General features: G+C 76.0%; 21 protein-coding genes. 19 read left to right on the forward strand and 2 right to left on the reverse strand.

Annotated elements, in window-relative coordinates; all coding sequences use genetic code 11:
- Window positions 1–99 precede the first annotated feature (99 nt).
- The 9 genes from ATL51_RS23670 to rimM all read left to right on the forward strand — a co-directional run bounded on the left by ATL51_RS23670 (window position 100) and on the right by rimM (window position 7,822).
- Window positions 100–1,392, forward strand: coding sequence for an ammonium transporter (locus tag ATL51_RS23670; protein WP_208623057.1), 1,293 nt, complete (start codon window positions 100–102; stop codon window positions 1,390–1,392).
- Window positions 1,389–1,727 (forward strand): P-II family nitrogen regulator, encoded by a 339-nt coding sequence (locus ATL51_RS23675; protein WP_100879980.1) that lies wholly within the window; start codon window positions 1,389–1,391, stop codon window positions 1,725–1,727. The genes ATL51_RS23670 and ATL51_RS23675 overlap by 4 nt, the downstream gene beginning before the upstream one ends.
- A 217-nt stretch (window positions 1,728–1,944) precedes the next feature.
- Entirely contained in the window at window positions 1,945–2,628 is a 684-nt protein-coding gene (locus ATL51_RS23680; RefSeq protein WP_083659098.1) for an AAA family ATPase, read from the forward strand.
- Between the two features lie 10 nt (window positions 2,629–2,638).
- On the forward strand, window positions 2,639–4,207 hold the full coding sequence (gene ffh, locus ATL51_RS23685) for a signal recognition particle protein (protein ID WP_073578181.1): 1,569 nt from the start codon (window positions 2,639–2,641) through the stop codon (window positions 4,205–4,207).
- 15 nt (window positions 4,208–4,222) lie between these two features.
- Window positions 4,223–5,341, forward strand: coding sequence for an amidohydrolase family protein (locus ATL51_RS23690; protein ID WP_073578180.1), 1,119 nt, complete (start codon window positions 4,223–4,225; stop codon window positions 5,339–5,341).
- Complete coding sequence (locus ATL51_RS29115) at window positions 5,338–6,387, forward strand: CPBP family glutamic-type intramembrane protease (RefSeq protein WP_100879981.1); 1,050 nt, start codon at window positions 5,338–5,340, stop codon at window positions 6,385–6,387. The genes ATL51_RS23690 and ATL51_RS29115 overlap by 4 nt, the downstream gene beginning before the upstream one ends.
- A gap of 147 nt (window positions 6,388–6,534) precedes the next feature.
- Window positions 6,535–7,038: a 30S ribosomal protein S16 gene (gene rpsP, locus ATL51_RS23700; protein WP_073578179.1), complete on the forward strand. Its 504-nt coding sequence runs from the start codon at window positions 6,535–6,537 to the stop codon at window positions 7,036–7,038.
- 5 nt (window positions 7,039–7,043) lie between these two features.
- Window positions 7,044–7,274, forward strand: a complete 231-nt coding sequence (locus tag ATL51_RS23705) for an RNA-binding protein (protein WP_149663515.1) — start codon at window positions 7,044–7,046, stop codon at window positions 7,272–7,274.
- On the forward strand, window positions 7,271–7,822 hold the full coding sequence (gene rimM / locus ATL51_RS23710) for a ribosome maturation factor RimM (RefSeq protein ID WP_073578178.1): 552 nt from the start codon (window positions 7,271–7,273) through the stop codon (window positions 7,820–7,822). The genes ATL51_RS23705 and rimM overlap by 4 nt, the downstream gene beginning before the upstream one ends.
- Before the next feature lie 199 nt (window positions 7,823–8,021).
- On the opposite strand, the gene ATL51_RS23715 is transcribed toward rimM, so the two are convergent.
- On the reverse strand, window positions 8,022–8,780 hold the full coding sequence (locus tag ATL51_RS23715; protein ID WP_073578175.1) for an MgtC/SapB family protein: 759 nt from the start codon (window positions 8,778–8,780) through the stop codon (window positions 8,022–8,024).
- 51 nt (window positions 8,781–8,831) lie between these two features.
- Between ATL51_RS23715 and trmD the strand changes: the two genes are divergently transcribed.
- From trmD to ATL51_RS23765, 10 genes are all read left to right on the forward strand, one after another.
- Window positions 8,832–9,608 (forward strand): tRNA (guanosine(37)-N1)-methyltransferase TrmD, encoded by a 777-nt coding sequence (trmD, locus tag ATL51_RS23720; RefSeq protein ID WP_100879982.1) that lies wholly within the window; start codon window positions 8,832–8,834, stop codon window positions 9,606–9,608.
- A 395-nt stretch (window positions 9,609–10,003) separates the two neighbouring features.
- On the forward strand, window positions 10,004–10,360 hold the full coding sequence (gene rplS, locus ATL51_RS23725; protein WP_060714490.1) for a 50S ribosomal protein L19: 357 nt from the start codon (window positions 10,004–10,006) through the stop codon (window positions 10,358–10,360).
- A 42-nt stretch (window positions 10,361–10,402) separates the two neighbouring features.
- Window positions 10,403–12,694 (forward strand): signal peptidase I, encoded by a 2,292-nt coding sequence (gene lepB / locus ATL51_RS29575; RefSeq protein WP_301549163.1) that lies wholly within the window; start codon window positions 10,403–10,405, stop codon window positions 12,692–12,694.
- Window positions 12,695–12,786: 92 nt separating this feature from the next.
- On the forward strand, window positions 12,787–13,557 hold the full coding sequence (locus ATL51_RS23735) for a ribonuclease HII (protein ID WP_083659125.1): 771 nt from the start codon (window positions 12,787–12,789) through the stop codon (window positions 13,555–13,557).
- Window positions 13,554–13,877 (forward strand): DUF2469 domain-containing protein, encoded by a 324-nt coding sequence (locus ATL51_RS23740; protein ID WP_020627284.1) that lies wholly within the window; start codon window positions 13,554–13,556, stop codon window positions 13,875–13,877. Before ATL51_RS23735 ends, ATL51_RS23740 begins: the two co-directional genes overlap by 4 nt.
- Window positions 13,878–14,011: 134 nt before the next feature.
- Entirely contained in the window at window positions 14,012–14,374 is a 363-nt protein-coding gene (locus tag ATL51_RS23745) for a YraN family protein (RefSeq protein WP_062401027.1), read from the forward strand.
- Window positions 14,374–15,888 carry a YifB family Mg chelatase-like AAA ATPase gene (locus tag ATL51_RS23750; protein ID WP_100879983.1) on the forward strand — a complete coding sequence of 505 codons (1,515 nt, stop codon included), beginning with the start codon at window positions 14,374–14,376 and terminating at the stop codon, window positions 15,886–15,888. The genes ATL51_RS23745 and ATL51_RS23750 overlap by 1 nt, the downstream gene beginning before the upstream one ends.
- A complete protein-coding gene (dprA, locus tag ATL51_RS23755; protein WP_301549164.1) occupies window positions 15,885–17,066 on the forward strand; it encodes a DNA-processing protein DprA in 1,182 nt (393 codons plus the stop codon). Before ATL51_RS23750 ends, dprA begins: the two co-directional genes overlap by 4 nt.
- Window positions 17,067–17,097: 31 nt before the next feature.
- Complete coding sequence (locus ATL51_RS23760; protein WP_100879984.1) at window positions 17,098–18,153, forward strand: tyrosine-type recombinase/integrase; 1,056 nt, start codon at window positions 17,098–17,100, stop codon at window positions 18,151–18,153.
- On the forward strand, window positions 18,128–19,171 hold the full coding sequence (locus ATL51_RS23765; RefSeq protein WP_100879985.1) for a FliA/WhiG family RNA polymerase sigma factor: 1,044 nt from the start codon (window positions 18,128–18,130) through the stop codon (window positions 19,169–19,171). The genes ATL51_RS23760 and ATL51_RS23765 overlap by 26 nt, the downstream gene beginning before the upstream one ends.
- On the opposite strand, the gene ATL51_RS29580 is transcribed toward ATL51_RS23765, so the two are convergent.
- A complete protein-coding gene (locus ATL51_RS29580) occupies window positions 19,128–19,928 on the reverse strand; it encodes a M23 family metallopeptidase (RefSeq protein WP_301549165.1) in 801 nt (266 codons plus the stop codon). The genes ATL51_RS23765 and ATL51_RS29580 overlap by 44 nt on opposite strands.
- Between the last annotated feature and the right edge of the window lie 319 nt (window positions 19,929–20,247).

Raw genomic sequence — 20,247 nt, forward strand, 5'->3', positions numbered from 1 at the left:
CGCGGGTCGTGTCGCCTTGCAACAGCGGCAGCCCGGCGACGATCATGCTCGTCGCCGGTGCGGTCCCGCCCGGTGCAGCGTGCGACGAGGAGTGTCGACGTGGACACCGGGAACACCGCCTACCTGCTCGGCAGTGCCGCCCTGGTCATGCTCATGACCCCGGGGCTGGCGCTGTTCTACGGCGGCATGGTCCGCGCCAAGAGCGTGCTCAACATGATGATGATGAGCATCGTCTGCCTCGGCGTGATCGGCCTCGTCTGGGTCGTGTTCGGGTTCTCGCTGGCCTTCGGTGACTCGCACGGCGGGCTGATCGGCGGGTTCGAGCTGGCCGGGATCACCGACCCGGACGCGCTGGTCGGCGACGTGCCGGTGCAGGCGTTCGCGATGTTCCAGCTGATGTTCGCCGTGATCACCGGGGCACTGGTGTCCGGCGCCGTCGCCGACCGTGCCCGGTTCCGGGCCTGGACGCTGTTCGTCGCGGTCTGGGTGGTCGTGGTCTACATCCCGCTCGCGCACTGGACCTTCGCCGTCGACGGAGCGGTGTCGCAGCGTGGCGGCTGGCTGGTCAACACCGTCGGCGCCCTCGACTTCGCGGGCGGCGTCGCGGTCGAGGTGAACTCCGGCGCCTCGGCGCTCGCGCTCGCGCTGGTCCTCGGCGCCCGCCGCGGCTGGCCGCGCGAGCCGATGCGCCCGCACAACCTGCCGCTGGTGCTGCTCGGGGCGGGCCTGCTGTGGTTCGGCTGGTTCGGGTTCAACGCCGGGTCCGCGCTCGCCGCCGGCGCCACCGCGGCCAACGCCTTCGTCACCACGATGACCGCCGCGTCCGCCGCCGTCGTCGCGTGGCTGGTCCTGGAGGACCGGCTCGACGGCCGTCCGACCAGCCTCGGGGCCGCCTCGGCCGCCGTCGCCGGGCTGGTCGCGATCACCCCGGCCTGCGGCTACGTCGACACCTGGGGTGCGCTGGCGATCGGCGTGCTCGCCGGGCTGCTGTGTCAGCTCGCGATCCGGCTGAAGTACCGGTTCGGTTACGACGACTCGCTCGACGTCGTCGCGATCCACGGGATCGGCGGGGTCATCGGCATGCTGATGCTGGGTCTGGTCGCGACCGACGCGGTCAACCCGGCGGGCGCCGACGGCCTGTTCTACGGCGGCGGCCCCGCCCAGCTCGGCAGGCAGGCGCTGTCGGTGCTGGTCGCGGCGGTCTGGGCGTTCGGGATGACGGCGCTGATCGCCTGGGTGGTGTCGCGGACGATCGGCTTCCGCGCCGCCCCCGACGACGAGCACGGCGGCATCGACGAGGCCGAGCACGCCGAGACCGCGTACGAGTTCAGCACGATGCGCACGGCGGGCCGCGGGCCGGCCGGGCGGATCACCGAGGAGGGGGACCGATGAAGCTGGTGACCGCGATCGTCAAGCCGTTCGTCCTGGGCGACGTCAAGGACGCGCTCGAGGGGCTCGGGGTGCTGGGCCTGACGACCTCGGAGGTCCAGGGCTTCGGCCGCCAGAAGGGCCACACCGAGGTCTACCGGGGCGCGGAGTACTCGGTCGACTTCGTCCCGAAGGTCAAGGTCGAGGTCGTCGTCGACGACGAGCAGGCCGACCGGGTCGTGCAGGCGGTCGTCGACGCCGCGCACACCGGCCGGATCGGCGACGGCAAGGTCTGGGTCGTCCCGGTGGAGAACGTCGTCCGCGTCCGTACCGGGGAGCGCGGCTCCGACGCCCTGTAGCCCTGCGGCCGACCGGGTGATCATCACCGGCCCCGCCGCCCCGGCCCACCCCGCGCCCGCCCCACCCGCACCGGGGCGTTGATCAGCACGTTCGCGCCCCGCGGAGGGCGGGAACGTGCGTCTCGCGGCCTGGCGGACCGGGCCGGGGACGGTCCGCGGCGGGCCGGACACACCGGGTGATCGGAACGATCCGGGCGACCGGACCGTTTCACCACACATGACCACCGCCCGTGCCGTGCCGACCGGCGCCGTCCCGCCGACCCGCGACACCGAGCACCGCCCCACCGAGCACCGCCGCGCCGATACCGACGGCACCGGCGTGCCCGTTCGCCCCGGCCCTCCGTCCGACGACGGCCCGGCGGCGCCGCTGGTCGTCGTCCTGCCGGGGCGGTCGCTGCTGCTGGTCGCGGGCCTGCCGGGGGCGGGCAAGAGCACGCTGCTCGCCGGGCTCGACGCCCCGGCGGGTACCCGGGTCCTCGACTCCGGGACCACCCGGGCCGTGCTCGCGCGGCTGCTCCCGGCCGCGACGCCGTACCCGGCCTACCGGTGGCTGACCCACCTGACCCACCGGGCGTCGGTGGTCACCGCGGCCCTCGGCCCCGCGGACACCGTCGTGGTCCACCTGCCCGCGACCGCGCCCCGGGTGCGCGCCGCGATCCGCGCGCTGGCCCGTCTCGGCGGCCGCGCACCGCACCTGCTGTGGCTCGACACCGCCCCCGACCAGGCACTCGACGGCCAGCACGCACGCGGACGGGTGGTCCGTTCGCGCCCGTTCGCGGCGCACGCGCGGCGCGCCCGCGACACCGCCGACGCCCTGCGGGCGGGCACCGAGACCGGCTGGTCCTCGGTCCGTCGCACCGATCGCTCCGGTGCCCGTGGGGGACTGGCGCTGGCCAAGTAGGCTGGTAAGGGTGTTCGACTCCCTCTCCGAGCGGCTCGGATCCACGCTGCGCGACCTGCGCGGCAAGGGCCGGCTCTCCGACGCCGACATCGACGCCACCGCGCGCGAGATCCGGATCGCGCTGCTGGAGGCGGACGTCGCCCTGCCGGTGGTGCGCGGGTTCATCACGCGCATCAAGGACCGGGCCAAGGGGACGGAGGTCTCCCAGGCCCTGAACCCGGCCCAGCAGGTCGTCAAGATCGTCAACGAGGAGCTCGTCGCGATCCTCGGCGGCGAGACGCGGCGGCTGCACCTGGCCAAGGAACCGCCGACGGTCATCATGCTGGCGGGTCTGCAGGGTGCCGGTAAGACGACCCTGGCCGGCAAGCTCGCGCGCTGGCTCCGGGGGCAGGGGCACACCCCGCTGCTCGTGGCCTGCGACCTGCAGCGTCCCAACGCGGTCAACCAGCTGCAGATCGTCGGTGAGCGCGCCGGCGTCCCGACCTACGCACCGCACCCCGGCGCCACCGGCTCCGGTGAGCTCCCCGAGGGCCCCGGCGACCCGGTCGGCGTCGCCCGCGACGGCATCGCGCACGCCCGCGACAAGCAGTACGACGTGGTCGTCGTCGACACCGCGGGCCGTCTCGGCGTCGACGAGGAGCTGATGCGCCAGGCGTCCGACATCCGGGACGCGGTGCAGCCCGACGAGGTCCTGTTCGTCGTCGACGCGATGATCGGTCAGGACGCCGTGGCCACGGCCGAGGCGTTCCGCGACGGCGTCGGCTTCACCGGTGTCGTGCTCACCAAGCTCGACGGCGACGCCCGCGGTGGTGCCGCGCTGAGCGTCCGCGAGGTCACCGGCCAGCCGATCCTCTTCGCCTCGAACGGCGAGAAGCTCGAGGACTTCGACGTCTTCCACCCCGACCGGATGTCCTCGCGCATCCTCGGGATGGGCGACCTGCTCACCCTCATCGAGCAGGCCGAGCAGGTCTTCGACGCGGAGCAGTCCGCGGCCGCTGCCGCGAAGATCAGCTCCGGTGAGTTGTCCCTGGAGGACTTCCTCCAGCAGATGCTGCAGCTGCGCAAGATGGGGCCGATCGGCAACATCCTGAACATGCTCCCGGGGATGAACTCCGGGCAGGCGAAGGCCGCGCTCGAACAGGTCGACGACCGTCAGATCGACCGCCTGCAGGCGATCATCCGCGGTATGACCCCCGCCGAGCGGGAGGACCCGAAGATCATCAACGCGTCGCGCCGCCAGCGCATCGCGAGCGGGTCCGGCGTGTCGGTCTCCGATGTGAACGACCTGGTCAACCGCTTCTTCGAGGCCCGCAAGATGATGAAGCAGATGGCCGGCCAGTTCGGCTTCGGCGGCGGCGGGCGCAGCGCGACCAAGAAGGTCCCGAAGAACCCGCGCAAGGCCCGGCAGGCCAAGAAGGGCCGGCGCAGCGGCAACCCCGCGAACCGTGCCGCGGCCGGGGCGCCGGACCTGTCGAACCTGCCGCCGAGCCTGCAGCAGCTCCCGCCCGGACTGGGCAACCTCGACCAGCTGCCGCCCGGGTTCGACCCGTCGAAGCTGAACTTCGGCAAGAAGAAGTAGCTAGGGTCGCCACCCATGACCGATCTTCCGGCCGCGGGGTGGCGGCTCCGCGGAACGCTGCTGGGCCCCGACGGTGCCGCGGGCGCCGACCTGTACGTCGACGGCTCCGGGCGGGTCAGCCCGGAGCCGCTGCCCGGGGCGGAGGACCTGGTCACCGACGGCTGGATCGTCCCCGGCCTGGTCGACGCGCACTGCCACGTCGGGCTCGGCCCGGACGGCCCGGTCACCGACCTGGAGGAGTGCGCGGCGCAGGCCCGCGCCGACCGCGACGCGGGCACCCTGCTGCTGCGCGACTGCGGGTCCCCGGTCGACACCTCGCCGCTGCAGGCCCGCGAGGACCTGCCCGAGATCATCCGGGCCGGGCGGCACGTCGCCCGCCCGAAGCGCTACATTCCCGGGCTCGCCGCCGAGCTCGACGACCCGCGCCTGCTCGTCGACGAGGTCCGGGCCCAGGCCGCCCGCGGCGACGGCTGGGTGAAGCTCGTGGGGGACTGGATCGACCGCGCGGCGGGCCCCGACGACGCCGACCTCGCCCCGCTCTGGCCGGACGAGGTGCTCGCCGAGGCCATCGACGCGGCGCACGGGGCCGGCGCCCGCGTCACCGCGCACGTCTTCGGCACCGAGGCGCTGCCCGGGCTGATCCGGGCCGGGATCGACTGCATCGAGCACGGCACCGGGCTCTCCGACGAGCTCATCGAGGAGATGGCCGCCCGTGGCACCGCCCTGGTGCCGACCCTGATCAACGTCGAGACCTTCCCCGGGATCGCGGAGAAGGCGACGCGCTACCCCCGCTACGCCGGCCACATGCGCGACCTGCACGCCCACGCCTGGGAGACCGTCGGACGCGCGATCGAGGCCGGGGTCCCGGTCTACGCGGGCACCGACGCCGGCGGCGGCATCCGGCACGGCCGGATCGCCGACGAGATCGCCGAGCTGGCCCGCGCCGGGCACCCGGACCCGATCGGCGCCGCGAGCTGGGCCGCGCGGTCCTGGCTGGGCCGCCCGGCGGGTCCGGTGCCCGGTGCGCCGGCCGACCTGGTCGTGTACGACCGCGACCCGCGGGGGGATCTCGGCGTGCTGCGGGCCCCGTCGGTGGTCCTGATCCGCGGACGTCGGGTATCAACGGGGGCATGAGCAGTTCGCCCGGGTCGCCGCCGGGACCGCCCGGAGCCTCCGCCGACGACCCGGCCGGCTCCACCCCGTCCGACGCCGCTGGTCCGCCGCCCGCCGGTCCGCCGCCTTCGGGGGGGCCGGACCGGCCGGCGCAGTACGGCCCCGCCGGGCCCGGGCAGTACGGCACCCCGGGTGGGCCCGGGCAGTACGGCACCCCGGGTGGGCCCGGGCAGTACGGCACCCCGGGTGCACCCGGGCAGTACGGCACCCCGGGTGCACCCGGGCAGTACGGCCCGGGTGGTCCGGCGCCCTACGGACCGGGCGCGCCGTACGGTCCGCCGCCGCGGCGCGGGCTGTTCGGGATCGAGCCGTCGCCGCCCCCGCCGCGACCGTTCCGCGGGCTGCTCGCCTTCCTGGTCGTCGAGATCGTGTTCCTCGGCTCGTCGTTCCTGCTGGCGCTGGGCCTGGGGGAGGTCGACTCCGCGCAGGAGGTCCTGCTCGCGATCGTCGTCCCGACGATCCTGGCCGCGCTCACCTGTGTCGTCTGGACCCGGGTGTTCGGCAGCGGGCCGCTGGCCGACCTGGGCCTGCGGTTCCGCTGGGAGGACGTCGGCATCGGGCTGCTGATCGGCGTCGCCGGGCTGTTCGTGACGATCCCGGCCGCGCTGGCCTACCTCTACCTGGTCGGCCCGGACCTGACGACCTCGGTCGGCGTCGCCTTCGAGGGCATCCGCACGACGTGGCCGGTCGCGCTGGCCGTGATGGTCGGCGTCGTGGTGGTCGCCCCGGTCTGCGAGGAGATCGTCTACCGCGGCCTGCTGTGGAACGCCATCGCGCACTGGGTCGGCAACCGATGGGTCGTGTTCGTGCTGACCACGGCGGTGTTCGCGCTGGCCCACCTCGAGTTCCTGCGCGCGCCGCTGCTGTTCGTCGTCGCCCTGCCGCTGGGGGTCGCACGGCTGCTGACCGGCCGCGTCACCGCCGGGATCGTGGCGCACGCGGTCAACAACTTCCTGCCCGGGCTGGCCCTGGCCCTCATGCTGGTCGGGGCCTTTCCCGCGGTCTGAACGACGTCTGGCAGAATGGCCGATCGGGTCCGTGGCCGGCCCTCTACCTGCCACGGCCGACACCTACGAGTGAGCGAGCCCGTAACCCCACGCGAGGCCGGCTGACTCATCGCAGCACGAATCGACATTCGCGAGGAGCACCACAGCGTGGCCGTCAAGATCAAGCTGATGCGTCTGGGCAAGATCCGTCAGCCGTACTACCGCGTCGTCGTCGCGGACTCCCGTACGCGCCGCAACGGCCGGGCCATCGAGACGATCGGCAAGTACCACCCGAAGAACGAGCCGAGCCTGATCGAGATCGACTCGGACCGTGCGCAGTACTGGCTGGGTGTCGGCGCGCAGCCGACCGAGTCGGTGCAGAACCTGCTCGAGATCACCGGCGACTGGCAGAAGTTCAAGGGCCTGCCGGGCACCGAGGGCACCCTGAAGCCGCAGGCCGAGAAGGCCGACAAGCTGGCCCGCTTCAACGAGGCGCTGGCGGCGGCGAACGAGGAGCCGACCACCGCGGCCACCACTCCGAAGAAGAAGGGTGGCGACCGCGTCGGCAAGACCGCTGACGCCGCCCCGGCCGAGGCCGCGACGAAGAGCGACGACGTCGCCGACGCGACCAAGGACGCGGCCGAGCCGGCCACCGAGTCGACCCAGTCGTGACTCTCATGGCGGACGCGCTCGAGCACCTCGTGCGCGGCATCGTCGACCACCCCGACGACGTCCGGGTGGACCTGGTCACCGGGCGTCGCGGTCGGATCCTCGAGGTCCGGGTGCACCCCGACGATCTCGGCAAGGTGATCGGCCGGGGTGGCCGCACCGCCACCGCCCTGCGCAACGTCATCGGTGGTGTGGGCGGTCGCGGCGTGCGCGTCGACGTCGTCGACACCGACCGGTGACGAGCTCCGCACCCGACGACGCCGGCCAGGTCCTGGTCGGCGTCGTCGTACGTGTGCACGGTCTGCGCGGCGAGGTCGTCGTCGAGCCCCGCACCGACGCACCGGCGGAGCGGTTCGCGCCCGGTGCCGTCCTGCAGGGCCACCGGCCCCGCGCGGCGGGCCCCGGGCCGCTCACCGTCACCGGTGCGCGCGCCCACTCGGGCCGCTGGCTCGTGCTCTTCGAGGGCGTGGCCGACCGCGACGCCGCCGAGGCCCTGCGCGGGGTTCAGCTCCGGCTGCCGACCTCCGCGCTCGCCGAGCCGGAGGACCCGGAGGAGTTCCACGTCCACCAGCTGACCGGTCTGCGGGCCGAGCTGGTCGACGGGACCGAGGCAGGCACCGTCACCGACGTCGTCCACGGCCCCGGCGGGTCCCTGCTGGTCGTCCGGCGGCCGGCCGGGCACGAGGCACTCGTCCCGTTCGTCGGGGCGATCGTGCCCACCGTCGACGTGGCGGGCGGACGCGTGGTCCTCGACCCGCCCGACGGGCTGCTCGACCCGCAGGACTGATCCCGGCCCGGCACCCCGTGGTGCCGGGCCGTTCTCGTGCCGCTCTCGACGCCGTCCGGAGCGCGGTGGAGGCGGGCTTCGGACCCGGCGCGTTCGACCGCCCGCGCCGCGGACGGTGGCGGGCCGGGCACATCCCGTTCGAGGGGTCCTCGAAGACGGCGGCCCCGCCGGGCGGGCTGAGCCGGGCCCGGTCGTCGGCTCAGTCGTCGGCGCGGTCGGGGTCGTCCGGGTCCTCGGTCGGGTCCACCCGGGTCTCCGCCGAGCGCACCCCGTCGGTCTCCGACAGCGCGGCGGCCAGGCCGGGCAGGTCCCCCCGGCCGTCGAGACGCAGGGTCAGCGCCGCGACCCGGACGCCGTCGGCGGCCACCGAGCCGCGGTGCACGGCCACCCCTGCCACCGAGAATCCGGCCGCGGTGCAGCGCTCCAGGACCCCGCGCAGGACGCCGTAGCCGTCGTCGTAGCGGATCCGCAGCACCGGCGGGCGACGACGGTGCCGCCGCACCACCCGCGCGACCGGCTGCAGGCCCCGGGTCACCAGGAAGTGTGCCGCCGTCGCCAGGACGGCCAGCGGGGCGAGGCCCGCACCGCACGCCGTCCCGACCGCGGCGGCCAGCCAGATCGTGGCCGCGGTGGTGAGCCCGCGCACGACGTCCTGCCGGACGAAGATCAGCCCGGCACCGATGAACCCGATCCCCGACACGATCTGGGCCGCGATCCGGGACGGGTCCAGCGCGACGTGCTCGGTCGCGAGCAGGTCGGCGAAGCCGTACTTCGAGATGACCATGAACACCGCCGCGCCGACGCCGACCAGCACGTGCGTGCGCAGACCGGCGCTCTTCGCGCCGGCCTCGCGTTCCAGGCCGATCGCCGTCGTCAGCAGCAGGGCGAGCAGCACCGGCGGCAGCAGGCTCCACTGCGCCGCCGTCGACCAGAGTGGCTCGGCCCAGGATTCCGGCATCGCATGACCTCCTTCTGCACGGGGGGACGGGCGCCTGCGACGATCCGCGCCGTGCGGATCGACGTCGTCACCATCTTCCCGTCCTACCTGCAGCCGTTGCGCGAGGCACTGCTGGGGCGGGCGATCGACCGCGGGCTGCTCGAGGTCGCGGTGCACGACCTGCGGGACTGGACCCACGACGTGCACCAGGCCGTCGACGACTCCCCGTACGGCGGCGGGCCGGGCATGGTGATGCGCCCCCAGGTGTGGGGCGAGGCCCTCGACGACGTGCTGGCCACCCCCGACCTGCCCGCCCGGCTGGTCGTCCCGACCCCGGCCGGATGGCCGTTCACCCAGGCCACCGCGCACGCCTGGGCTGCCGAGGAGCGGCTGGTGTTCGCCTGCGGCCGCTACGAGGGCATCGACGAGCGTGTGCTGCTCGACGCCCGGGCCCGCGGCATCACCGTCGACGAGGTGTCGATCGGCGACTACGTGCTCGTCGGCGGGGAGGTCGCCGTGCTCGTGATGGTCGAAGCCGTCGCCCGGCTGCTGCCCGGGGTGCTGGGCAACCCGCGCTCGGCCGCCGAGGACTCCTTCTCCGACGGGCTGCTGGAGGGCCCGTCCTACACCCGTCCCGAGGTGTGGCGGGAGCTGGCCGTGCCGGACGTGCTCCGCGGCGGCAACCACGCCGCGATCGCCCGCTGGCGGCGCGACCGGGCCCTGGAACGGACCCGGGACCGGCGTCCCGACCTGCTCGACGCGCTCGGGCCGGACGCCCTGGACGCCGCCGACCGCGCCGCACTCGCCGCCGGGCGCCCCGACGACGACGCCGACGCCCCCACCGCCTGAGCGTTCCCGCCGGTGGGCGGCGCCGGCCCGGCTCCGGGGCCGGCGCGGGGGACCGTTCCGCCGTCGCCCGGCGGGCCCCCACCGGCGACCGGCGGTGCCCGGTCCGTCCGGTACGACCGGGCCCGCTGAGCCGCTCCGGGGCCCTCGCACCACCGGGTGTCCGGAGCGATCTGCCCGTCTGGCACTATGGACGGGTTGCCAGCGCCGCGTGTGGTGCCCGGTGACGGTCACGTGTGCCCCCGGCCCCGCCGGTGGTGCCGGCCGTGCCGAGCCCGCCACGTGAGGAGCGTCGTCGCCGTACGGCACACGCCCCGTGGCCCGGGCGCGATCCCGGATCGACCCGGGACCGGCACCGCACGACCCGCACGAACGACACACGAGGACGGACCGTCGACATGAACACCCTGGACGCACTGGACGCGGAGACCCTGCGCTCCGACATCCCGAACTTCCGGCCCGGGGACACCCTCAAGGTGCACGTGAAGGTCATCGAGGGCAACCGCACCCGTACTCAGATCTTCCAGGGCGTCGTCATCCGCCGCCACGGCTCGGGTGCCCGCGAGACCTTCACCGTCCGCAAGATCTCGTTCGGCGTCGGCGTCGAGCGCACCTTCCCGGTGCACACGCCGAACATCGAGAAGATCGAGGTCGCCACCCGCGGTGACGTCCGCCGGGCGAAGCTGTACTACCTCCGCGACCTCCGCGGCAAGGCCGCGAAGATCAAGGAGCGTCGGGAGACCACCGCGTCCTGACCGTCACCCTGTCGTGACGGACCGGTGACGTAATCTCGACGCGTGGCCTTCCCCGAGCTCCCCGACGACCGCCGGGCCCGCCCCCGGCGGTATCGCGGCAGCGATGTTCCCGAGCGCCCCGGTCGGCGGCGGGCCCCCGAGGACCCGCCGCCCGCCGGTGGTGAACCGGGCGGCGACGAGCAGCAGTGGCTGCTCGGGACCGCGCTGCAGCACGGGGTGCCGGCCCGGGACGGCTTCGCGGACGGTGAGCCCGAGGGCGCACCGCGCGGGGTCCGTACCCGGCACGCGGGCCCGGAGGACGGCGCCGACGAGGCCCGTCCCCGCGGGCGTCGCTACCGCAACGGTTTCGACGAACTCGCCGCCGGACGTTCCGGGCGACACGGCGTCGACGCGGGCGGCCCGCTCCCCGAGGAGCGGCCCGCCCCGGCCACCGAGGGCCCGGACACGCTGCGGGCCCGCTACGCGGCCCGGCTGAACCGGCCCGACGCCTCCGAGCCCGGCGCCGCACCGAACGGCAGGCCGTGGCCGCCGCCCGGCAGCCGCCCGGAGCAGGCCCCGGGCCCCCGTCATCCGGCGCCGCCGGCCGGGCGCCCCGAGGGCACCGGTCGTCACGGCGTCCGCCCGGGCCCCGGCCAGCCCGCCCCCGACGGCAGACCCGGTCGCCGGGCCTCCGGGTTCGACCCGTCCGCGGCCCCGTCCGCCGGGTTCGATCCGTCCGCCGCACCGCCCTTCCGCGGCCCCGATGCGCCCCGGCGCAACGGCCGGCCCCCCGCCGCCCCCGGCTTCGGCCCCTCCGTCCCCGCGCCCGGCGCCCCCGACGGCCACGCCCCCCGCGGCCACGGCGTCGACGGCTACCCGGCGGACGGTCGTGCACCCGAGGGCCACGGGCCCGACGGGTACGCGCCCGGGGGCCCCGGCCGCCCCGACCCGCGCGGTCGCGCCCCCGGCCGGCCGGCCGTCCGCGGCCCGTCCGCCGAGTACTCCGACGGCGCCCGCCCGGAGCCCCGCCCCGACGGTGGTGCCCCCGGTCGCCGGCCCGTCGGCCCGCCCGTCGACGGTGCCGCACCGACGACCCGCCGTCCCGTCCCACCGAACGCAGACGGGGCCCCGACCACCCGTCGCCCGGCCCCGCCGGACCCCGACGCCGCCGCGACCACGCGTCGCCGGGTGCCTCCGGAGGCCGACCTGCGGCGCGCCCGCGCGGCCGCCGCCCCGGTCGGCGACGACGTCGACGTCGACGCGGGGACCGCCGCCGTCCCGTATCCCGGCGCCGACGCGCCGGCGCGACCCCCGCGCCGGCGTCGCCCGGCCGTCGCCCCGGCGGAACCGGCAGAGGACTCCGACGACGTCCCCGCCGACCCGCAGGACACGTCGGACGAGCCGGAGCGCGCCACCGGTGGCCGCGCCGCGCGCCGCAGCGGCCCCGTCGGCGTCGGCGGCCGGATCGCCGCCCTGACCGGCCGCGGCTCCGCCACGGCCGCGGCGGGCGAGGAGAAGCCCAAGACGGCGTTCTGGAAGGAGATCCTGCTCCTGGCCGGGGTCGCCATTCTGCTGACGGTCCTCATCCAGACCTTCCTCGCGAAGGTCTACGTCATCCCGTCGGGCTCGATGGAGACGACGCTGCACGGCTGCACCGGCTGCAACAACGACCGCGTGCTCGTCGACAAGGTCACCTACAACTTCACCGACATCACCCCGGGCGACATCGTCGTGTTCCGCGGCACCGACGGCTGGGCCAGCGAGACCTACAGCGGCGAGGGCAGCGAGAACCCGCTGCTCAAGGGTCTGCAGTCGCTCGGCTCGCTGGTCGGCATCGCCCCGCCCGACGAGAAGGACTTCGTCAAGCGGGTGATCGCCGTCGGCGGCCAGACCGTCTCCTGCTGCGACGCGCTGAACCAGGTCGTCGTCGACGGGCAGCCGCTGGAGGAGCCCTACATCTACTACCTGCCCGAGGCGGGCCCGGCCCGGCAGATCCCGTTCGGCCCGATCACGGTCCCCGAGGGCCAGTACTGGATGATGGGCGACTCGCGGAACAACTCCGCGGACTCCCGGGCGGCGGGGCACGGCCCCATCCCCGAGGCCAACATCATCGGCAAGGTCCGGCTGATCGTGCTGCCCTTCGACCGGTTCGGCTGGGTCAGCGCGGTCGACCCGCAGACCACCGCCGAGGCGGCCGGGCTCCCGGGGCTGCCCGGCGGGGTGCCGCTGGCGCTGGGCATCCTGGGGACCCTGCCGCTCGCGGCCGGCCGGCGACGCGCTCTGCTCGCCCGTGCCGAGGCCGAGCGTTTCCTGCCCGCGACGCGCCCCCCGCACGGGTGGCGCCGGAGAGCCTGACCGGGAGCACCGTGCCGGTTCCGCCCAGCCGCGCCCGTCCCACCGGACGGCCGCGTGCCCGCCGACGTCCCGTACGGGTCCTGCCCGACGGGCTGCGTCCGCCGCGCGCCGTCGTCCGCGACGGCGGCACCTGGACCCTGCAGACGGTCCTGCAGCGCCACGGGCTCGGCCCGGTCGCCGGCGTCGACGAGGCCGGTCGCGGTGCGAGTGCCGGACCGCTGGTCGTCGCCGCGGCGGTGCTGCGGCCCGCGGACGCGAAGGCCCTCGACGGGTTGACCGACTCCAAGCTGCTGACCCCGGCCGCCCGCGACCACTGGTACGACCGCATCCGCGCCCGGGCGCTGGACCACGCCGTCGTCGTGATCCCGGCGGCCGAGGTCGACCGCCGCGGGGTGCACGTGGCCAACATCGAGGGCATGCGCCGCGCGGTGGCCGCGCTGGGCGCGGTCCGGCCCGGCTACGTCCTGACCGACGGCTTCCCGGTCCGCGGCTTCGGCCGCCCCGCCCTCGCCGTGCCGAAGGGGGACCGGGTGGCGTCCTGCGTCGCGGCGGCGTCCGTGCTGGCCAAGGTCACCCGGGACCGCATCATGACCGCGCTCGACGCTGAGCACGACCGCTACGGCTTCGCCGTGCACAAGGGCTACAGCACCCCGGACCACGAGGCCGCGCTGCGCGCACACGGGCCCTGTCCGGAGCACCGGTTCTCCTTCGCGAACGTCGCCGCGGTGGCCGGGCGCGAGGTCCCGGCGGGGCTGGTCCACAATGGGGCACTCCCCGAGCAGGAACCCGACCCCGGAGACCCGGAGGACACGGTCGGGGCGTGGGAGCCGTTGGAGATCGTCACAGGAGGAGCGGGCCGGTGAGCGCCGAGGATCTCGAGAAGTACGAGACCGAGATGGAGCTCACGCTCTACAAGGAGTACCGCGACATCGTCGCCCAGTTCTCCTACGTCGTGGAGACGGAGCGTCGGTTCTACCTGGCCAACTCCGTCGACGTCGCCCCACGCAACGCCGACGGCGAGGTCTACTTCGAGGTCCGCATGTCCGACGCGTGGGTGTGGGACATGTACCGCCCGGCGCGGTTCGTCAAGAACGTGCGGGTGGTGACGTTCAAGGACGTCAACATCGAGGAGCTCGACACCCCTGACCTGCGGCTCCCCGACGACGACCAGTTCCCGGGCTGAGCGCGTAGCAGACCCCACCGACGGGTCCGCCGCTCCGGCGGCGCGGCCGGCGGTGCCCGTCCCCAACCGGCGGATCCGTCCACAGCCGGCCGATCCACCCCCGCGGGCGGCCCACCCGGCCCGATCGTGGACCCATGGCAGCGAAGGACGAGCTCGGCCGTCGCGGTGAGGACACCGCCGCCGAGTACCTCGAGCGGGCACACGGGATGGTCGTGCTCAGCCGCAACTGGCGGTGCACGCACGGCGAGATCGACATCGTCGCGGTCGACCCGCAGCAACGGCTGGTGTTCTGCGAGGTCAAGACCCGTTCCGGGCTCCGGTACGGCGAGCCCGCCGAGGCGGTGACCCGCCGCAAGACACGCCGGATCCGGCTGCTGGCGAAGGCGTTCATGGCCGCCCACCGGGTGAGCTGGGTCGAGATCAGGTTCGACGTCGTGGCGGTCCTGATCCGGCCCGGCCGGCCGGTCACGCTCACCCACTACCCGGCGGCGTTCTGATGCGGCCCCCGGCACGGATCTGGTCGGTGGCGCTGCACGGCGTCGACGGCGTCCCCGTCGAGATCGAGGCGGTCATCGGCGGCGGGATGCCCGGCGTGCACCTCGTGGGCCTGCCCGACGCCGCCCTCAACGAGTCCAAGGACCGGGTCCGGTCCGCGATCGTGCACTCCGGCCGCACCTGGCCCAACGAGCGGATCGTGCTCGCCCTCTCCCCGGCGACCCTGCGCAAGACCGGCAGCCGGTTCGACCTCGCACTGGCCCTGGGTGTCCTCGTCGCCGCGGATGCGGTGCCACCCGACCGGCTGCGCGGCACCGCGCTGCTCGGCGAGCTCGCCCTCGACGGCAGGCTGCGACCGGTGCTCGGCGTGCTGCCCTGTCTGCTCGCCGCGCGCGACGCCGGGATGGTCCGCGCCGTCGTGCCCCGTGCCGCGCTCGCCGAGGCCGCGCTGGTCGACGGGATCGAGGCGTTCGGTGCCGACAGCCTCGGCGACGTCCTGGACTGGGCGTCGGGCAACCGGCTGCTGCACCGGCACGACGGCGCGCAGGAGGAGGCCCGGGCCGTCGCGGCGCCCGAGCTGGCCGACGTGCTCGGCCAGCACGACGCCCGGCGGGCCCTGGAGATCGCCGCCGCCGGCGGGCACCACCTGCTGATGGTCGGCCCACCCGGCACCGGCAAGACGATGCTGGCCCAGCGCGTGGTGGGGCTGCTGCCCGCGCTCGATCGCGCCGAGGCGCTGCAGCTCGCCGCGATCCGCTCGGTGGCCGGCCGGCTCGGCGACAGCGGGGCACTCAGTACGTGTGCGCCGTTCGTGGCGCCGCACCACTCGGCGTCGACGGCGGCGCTGCTCGGCGGGGGCAGCGGCGTCGCCCGGCCCGGTGCGGTGTCGCTGGCCCACCGCGGGGTGCTCTTCCTCGACGAGTGCCCGCACTGGCCCGCCTCGGTCCTCGACGGGCTGCGCACCCCGCTGGAGGAGGGTGAGGTCCGGCTGTCCCGCGCCGACGGCACCGTGCGCTACCCGGCCCGGTTCCAGCTCGTCCTCGCGGCGAACCCGTGCCCGTGCGCACCGCCGATCGACCGCGACTGCACCTGCCGCCCCGACGTCCGCCGCCGCTACATGTCCCGGCTGTCCGGCCCGCTGCTCGACCGGGTCGACCTGCGGGTGGCGATGGAGCCGGTGACCGCGTTGCGGGTGACCGAGCAGCGGGGCGAGGACACCGCGACCGTCCGCCGCCGGGTGCTCGACGCCCGCGCCGCCGCCGTCGCGCGCTGGTCGGAGCACGGGTGGCGGTGCAACGCCGAGGTACCCGGCCCCGCCCTGCGGACCCGCTTCCCACTGCCCGCCCGGGTGATCGCACCGCTGGAGGCCCGGCTGCGGGCCGGGGATCTCAGCGCCCGTGGCGCGGACCGCGCGCTGCGGGTCGCGTGGACGCTCAGCGACCTCGCCGGGGCCGAACGGCCCGACCGAGGCCTGGTCGACGCGGCGCTGTACTTCCGCGAGCGGGGTGCCGCGTGAGCGCCCCGGTCCCGGCCGTCCGCCCGGGTACCGATGCCGGCACGGTGCCCGAGGAGGTCCTGCGCGCCCGCGCCTACCTGCTGCGCTGCGTCGAACCCCCGAACCGGCACCTCGTCGCCCAGGTCGACCGGTACGGGCCGGTCGAGGCGGCCGACCGGCTGCGTCGCGGAGCCGTCCCCGACGAGCTGCTGCGCGCCGCGGCGGCCCGCCGGGGCACCGACCGCTCCGGCGCCGACCTGGAGGCGGCCGCGGCCGCCGGGGCCCGGCTGCTCGTGCCGGAGGACCCGGGCTGGCCGTCGTGGCCGTTCCGGTCGTTCGCCGAGGCCCCGCGGGCCGACCTCGCGCCCCCGATCGCGCTGTGGGCCCGCGGGCCGGGGGAGATCGCGACGCTCGCCGACCGGTCGGTCACCGTCGTCGGGTCGCGTGCCGCGACCCCGTACGGGCTGAACGTGGCCGCGGACTTCTCCGCGACGCTGGCCCGGCGCGGCGTCGCGGTCCTCTCCGGCGCCGCGTTCGGGATCGACGCGGCCGCGCACCGCGGAGCGCTCGCCGTCGACGGCGCGACGGTCGCGGTGCTGGCCTGCGGCCCGGACCGCGTCTACCCGGCCGCGCACACCGGTCTCCTGGAACGGATCGCCGCGACCGGTCTGGTGCTCACCGAGTACCCGCCCGACACGATCCCCGGGCGGCTGCGGTTCCTCGTCCGCAACCGGCTGCTGGCCGCACTCGGTGTCGGGACCCTCGTCGTCGAGGCCGGGGCACGCAGCGGGACGAAGCGCACCGCCGCCGACGCGACCGCGCTCGGGCGCCCGCTGATGGCGGTGCCGGGCCCGGTGACCTCGGGGATGTCGGTCGGCTGCCACGAGCTGGTCCGCTCCCACCAGGCGGGCCTCGTCGGGCGGCCCGAGGATGTCCTGGAGGTCGTCGGCCGGCTGGGTGTGGACCTCGCCCTGCCGCCGCAGGGGGAGTCCCGCCCGACCGACGGGCTCGACCCGCGGGTGCTGGCGGTCCATGACGCGCTGCCCGCCCGGGCCGCGTGGCCGCCGGGACGGATCGGGGAGGCCGCGGGCGTCGGACCCGACGAGCTGCGCGCAGCGCTGACCGAGCTGGAGGACCGTGGGCTCGCCGAGTACCACCAGGGGCTGTGGCAGCGTCCGGCACGCCGGGCGGGTCCTTGACCGGGGCCCCGCGGCGGCGGACCGTCCGGGCATGGCGCGCACAGAGTCCTCCGGTCCCGCGACCACCGGACCGGTCCCCGGTGCGGTCGACGGACCGGCCGTGGGCCCGGCGGGCGCCCCTGCCGCCGGCGCCGCGTCCGCAGGGAGCGCCGGGTCCGCAGGGGGTGACGGGGAAGCAGGGGGTGACGGGCTCGCGCCGGACGTCGCCACCGCGCTCGAGGAGTTCACCGGGCACCTGCGCCACGAGCGGAACCGTTCGCCGCACACCGTCCGCGGCTACCGCTCGGACCTCACCGACCTGCTCCGCGGGCTCCCCCGCCTCGGTGCGCTCGACCTGGACCACCTGCGTCGGCGGCTCGGCGCGACGCACGCCGCAGGCGCCGGGCGGGCCACCGTCGCCCGGCGCACCGCCGCGGCCCGCACGTTCTGCGCCTGGGCGGTGCGCACCGGGCGGCTCGACCACGACCCGGCCGCCCGGCTCGGGTCGCCGCGCGCGGGCACCGTCCTGCCGGAGGTGCCTGCCGCGGCGGAGACCGCGGCGGTACTGGCCGCCGTGACGTCCGGCGCGGCGGAGGACGCCCCGGAGGCGCTGCGCGACCTGCTGGTCCTCGAACTGCTCTACGCGACCGGGATCCGGGTCGCGGAGCTGTGCGGGCTGGACGTCGGGGCGGTCGACGAGTCCACCCGTACGCTGCGGGTCCGGGGCAAGGGCGACCGGGAACGGACCGTCGTGTTCGGGGTCCCCGCCGCGCGCTCCCTGCGCCGCTGGCTCGACCACGGCCGACCGGCGCTGGCGACCCCGTCGTCGCCGCCGGCGCTGCTGCTGGGCGTGCGGGGCGGGCGGCTGGACCCGCGCGTCGCACGGACCGTCGTGCACCGCTCGATCCGGGCGGTACCGGGCGTCCCCGACGTCGGACCGCACGGTCTGCGGCACGCCGCGGCGACCCATCTGCTCGAGGGCGGAGCCGACCTTCGTTACGTACAGGAGTTGCTCGGTCACGCTACGCTGTCGACGACACAGCTCTACACGCATGTGACCGTCGACCGGTTGAAGGTGGTTCATGACCAGGCGCACCCTCGGGCCTGAGGCGTCCCCCACGACGCCCCGCCGTCCCGACGCGTTCCCCACCGCCCTGGCCACGGCCCTCGACCGGAGGGCCGCGGGGGCCGACATGCCCCGCGCGGCCGTCCTCGTACCGGTCCCCGACCCACCCGGGCACCCGCGTCGCGGCCCCCGCGACGTCACCACCGGACGACCGCCGGCGGGCGTGGCCCCGGCGTGCATCGCACTCGTCCCGGCGACGGACCGGGCGCACCGCGACACGCCCGACGGCGCACCGGATCACCTGAACGAGACCGTCGAGCCGGCTGTCGTGCCGCTGTGGCGCGAGTTCCTCGCCACCCGCGCCCCCGCCGCGCGACGATGCCTGGTCGAGCACCACGCCCCGCTCGTACGCGGTGTGGGGACGAAGCTGGCGGTGCGGCTGCCGTCGTCGATCGAGCTCGCCGACCTGCTGCAGTCCGGGACGTTCGGTCTGATGGAGGCCGTCGACCGGTTCGACCCCGGCCGCGGGATCCGGTTCGAGGCCTACGCGGCCCAGCGGGTCCGGGGCGCCATGCTCGACGAGCTGCGTTCCCAGGACTGGGTGCCCCGCACCGTGCGGGCGCGCAGCCGCGAGGTCGAACGTGCCCGTGAGGCGGTGCAGTTCCGCTCCGGGCGCCCCGCGACCGACGGCGAACTCGCCGCGGAGCTGGGCGTCGCGGTGCGCGACCTCCGTCAGGCCCGGCGTCCGATGTACCTGGTCAGCGCCGAGGACCTCGGCGCGGGCGGCCCGGCGGGCTCGCCGCTGTGGACGCTCCCGGCCGACGACTCGGTGGACCCGGTGACCGCGGCGGTCCGGAGGGAGACCGGGGCGGAGCTGCGTGCCGCGATCGGGCTGCTGGGGGAGCGGGACCGGCTGGTCGTGCGTCTCTACTACGTCGAGAACCGGACGCTGGCCGAGATCGGCGGGGTCCTCGGGGTCACCGAGTCCCGGGTCTGCCAGCTCCACGCCCGGGTGATCACCCGGCTGCGGGCGTCGATGCAGCCGGCGCTGGCGGGCTGACCCGGTCCGGAGCGTCCTCCGCGGTCTCCGGCGCCCCCTCCCAGGGGAGCAGCCGCACCCGGGGAGGCCGCAGCAGGACCAGTGGGTCCAGGTGGTCGAGCCGCTCCCGGCGCACGCCCCAGTGCAAGCAGGCCGCGACCGGGCACCCGATGTGCCCGGGTTCCAGCGTCCCCACCGGGTCGCCCCCGGCGAGCCGCGTCCCGGCGACGACGGCGGCGGTCACCGGCTCGTAGGTGCTCCGCAACCCGTCGGGGTGGTCGACGGAGACGACGCCGCGCCCGGCGATCCGCCCGGCGAACACCACCACCCCCTCCCGTGCGACGAGCACCGCCTGCCCGGGGGAGCCGCCGACGTCGGCGCCGCGGTGCCCGCGGCCGTAGCGGAACGCGGGCTTGCGGAACACCGCGGTGACCGCCGGGGGCGGGAGCAGCGGCCACGCGTAGTCCGCCCCCGGGGCCGGGATCCCCGCTCCGGGTGGCCGCGGCGGCGTGGGCGCCGGGCCCGCTCCGTCCGGGGGCCCGCCCGGAGCGGGCCCGTCGCCGGGCGGAGGCGGGATGCCGTCGGCCCCGGGAGGTGGCTCCGTGGTCGGGACGACGGTCTCCGGCGCCGTGACCGCCGGCGCCGTGACCGCCGGCGCCGTGACCGCCGGCGCCGTGACCGCCGGCGCCGTGACCACCGCTGAAGGGACCACCGGTGCGGCGACCGCCGCCCCCGGCGGCACGAGCGCCACTCCGGTCACCACCACGGCGAGCAGCACCGCCCCCGCCCGTAGCCCGGTCCGCCATCCCGGCAGGGACGCGTGACACGGGCCCCGGGGCGGGGGAGCGGACGGCGAGGGGAGAGGCACCCGTCCAGCCTGCGGCGACGACCGCTCGTCGCCGGGGTGGACCGTCGTCCTGTGGACGTACCGGCCGGTTGTGGACAACCGCCGCCGGAACCGGGCTCCGCCGCGATCGGCCCGAAGGCCCCGGCGTACACTGGAGGCCGCACCACGTCCGTCGTGGTGACTTCGCGCGCCCGCTCGCCCGTCGCGCCGTTCCCCCAGGGTACGGCGTCGGGAGCGGAGGCCGGGCGGT

Source organism: Pseudonocardia alni, assembly GCF_002813375.1.
In the GTDB taxonomy this organism is placed as follows: Bacteria; Actinomycetota; Actinomycetes; order Mycobacteriales; family Pseudonocardiaceae; genus Pseudonocardia; species Pseudonocardia alni.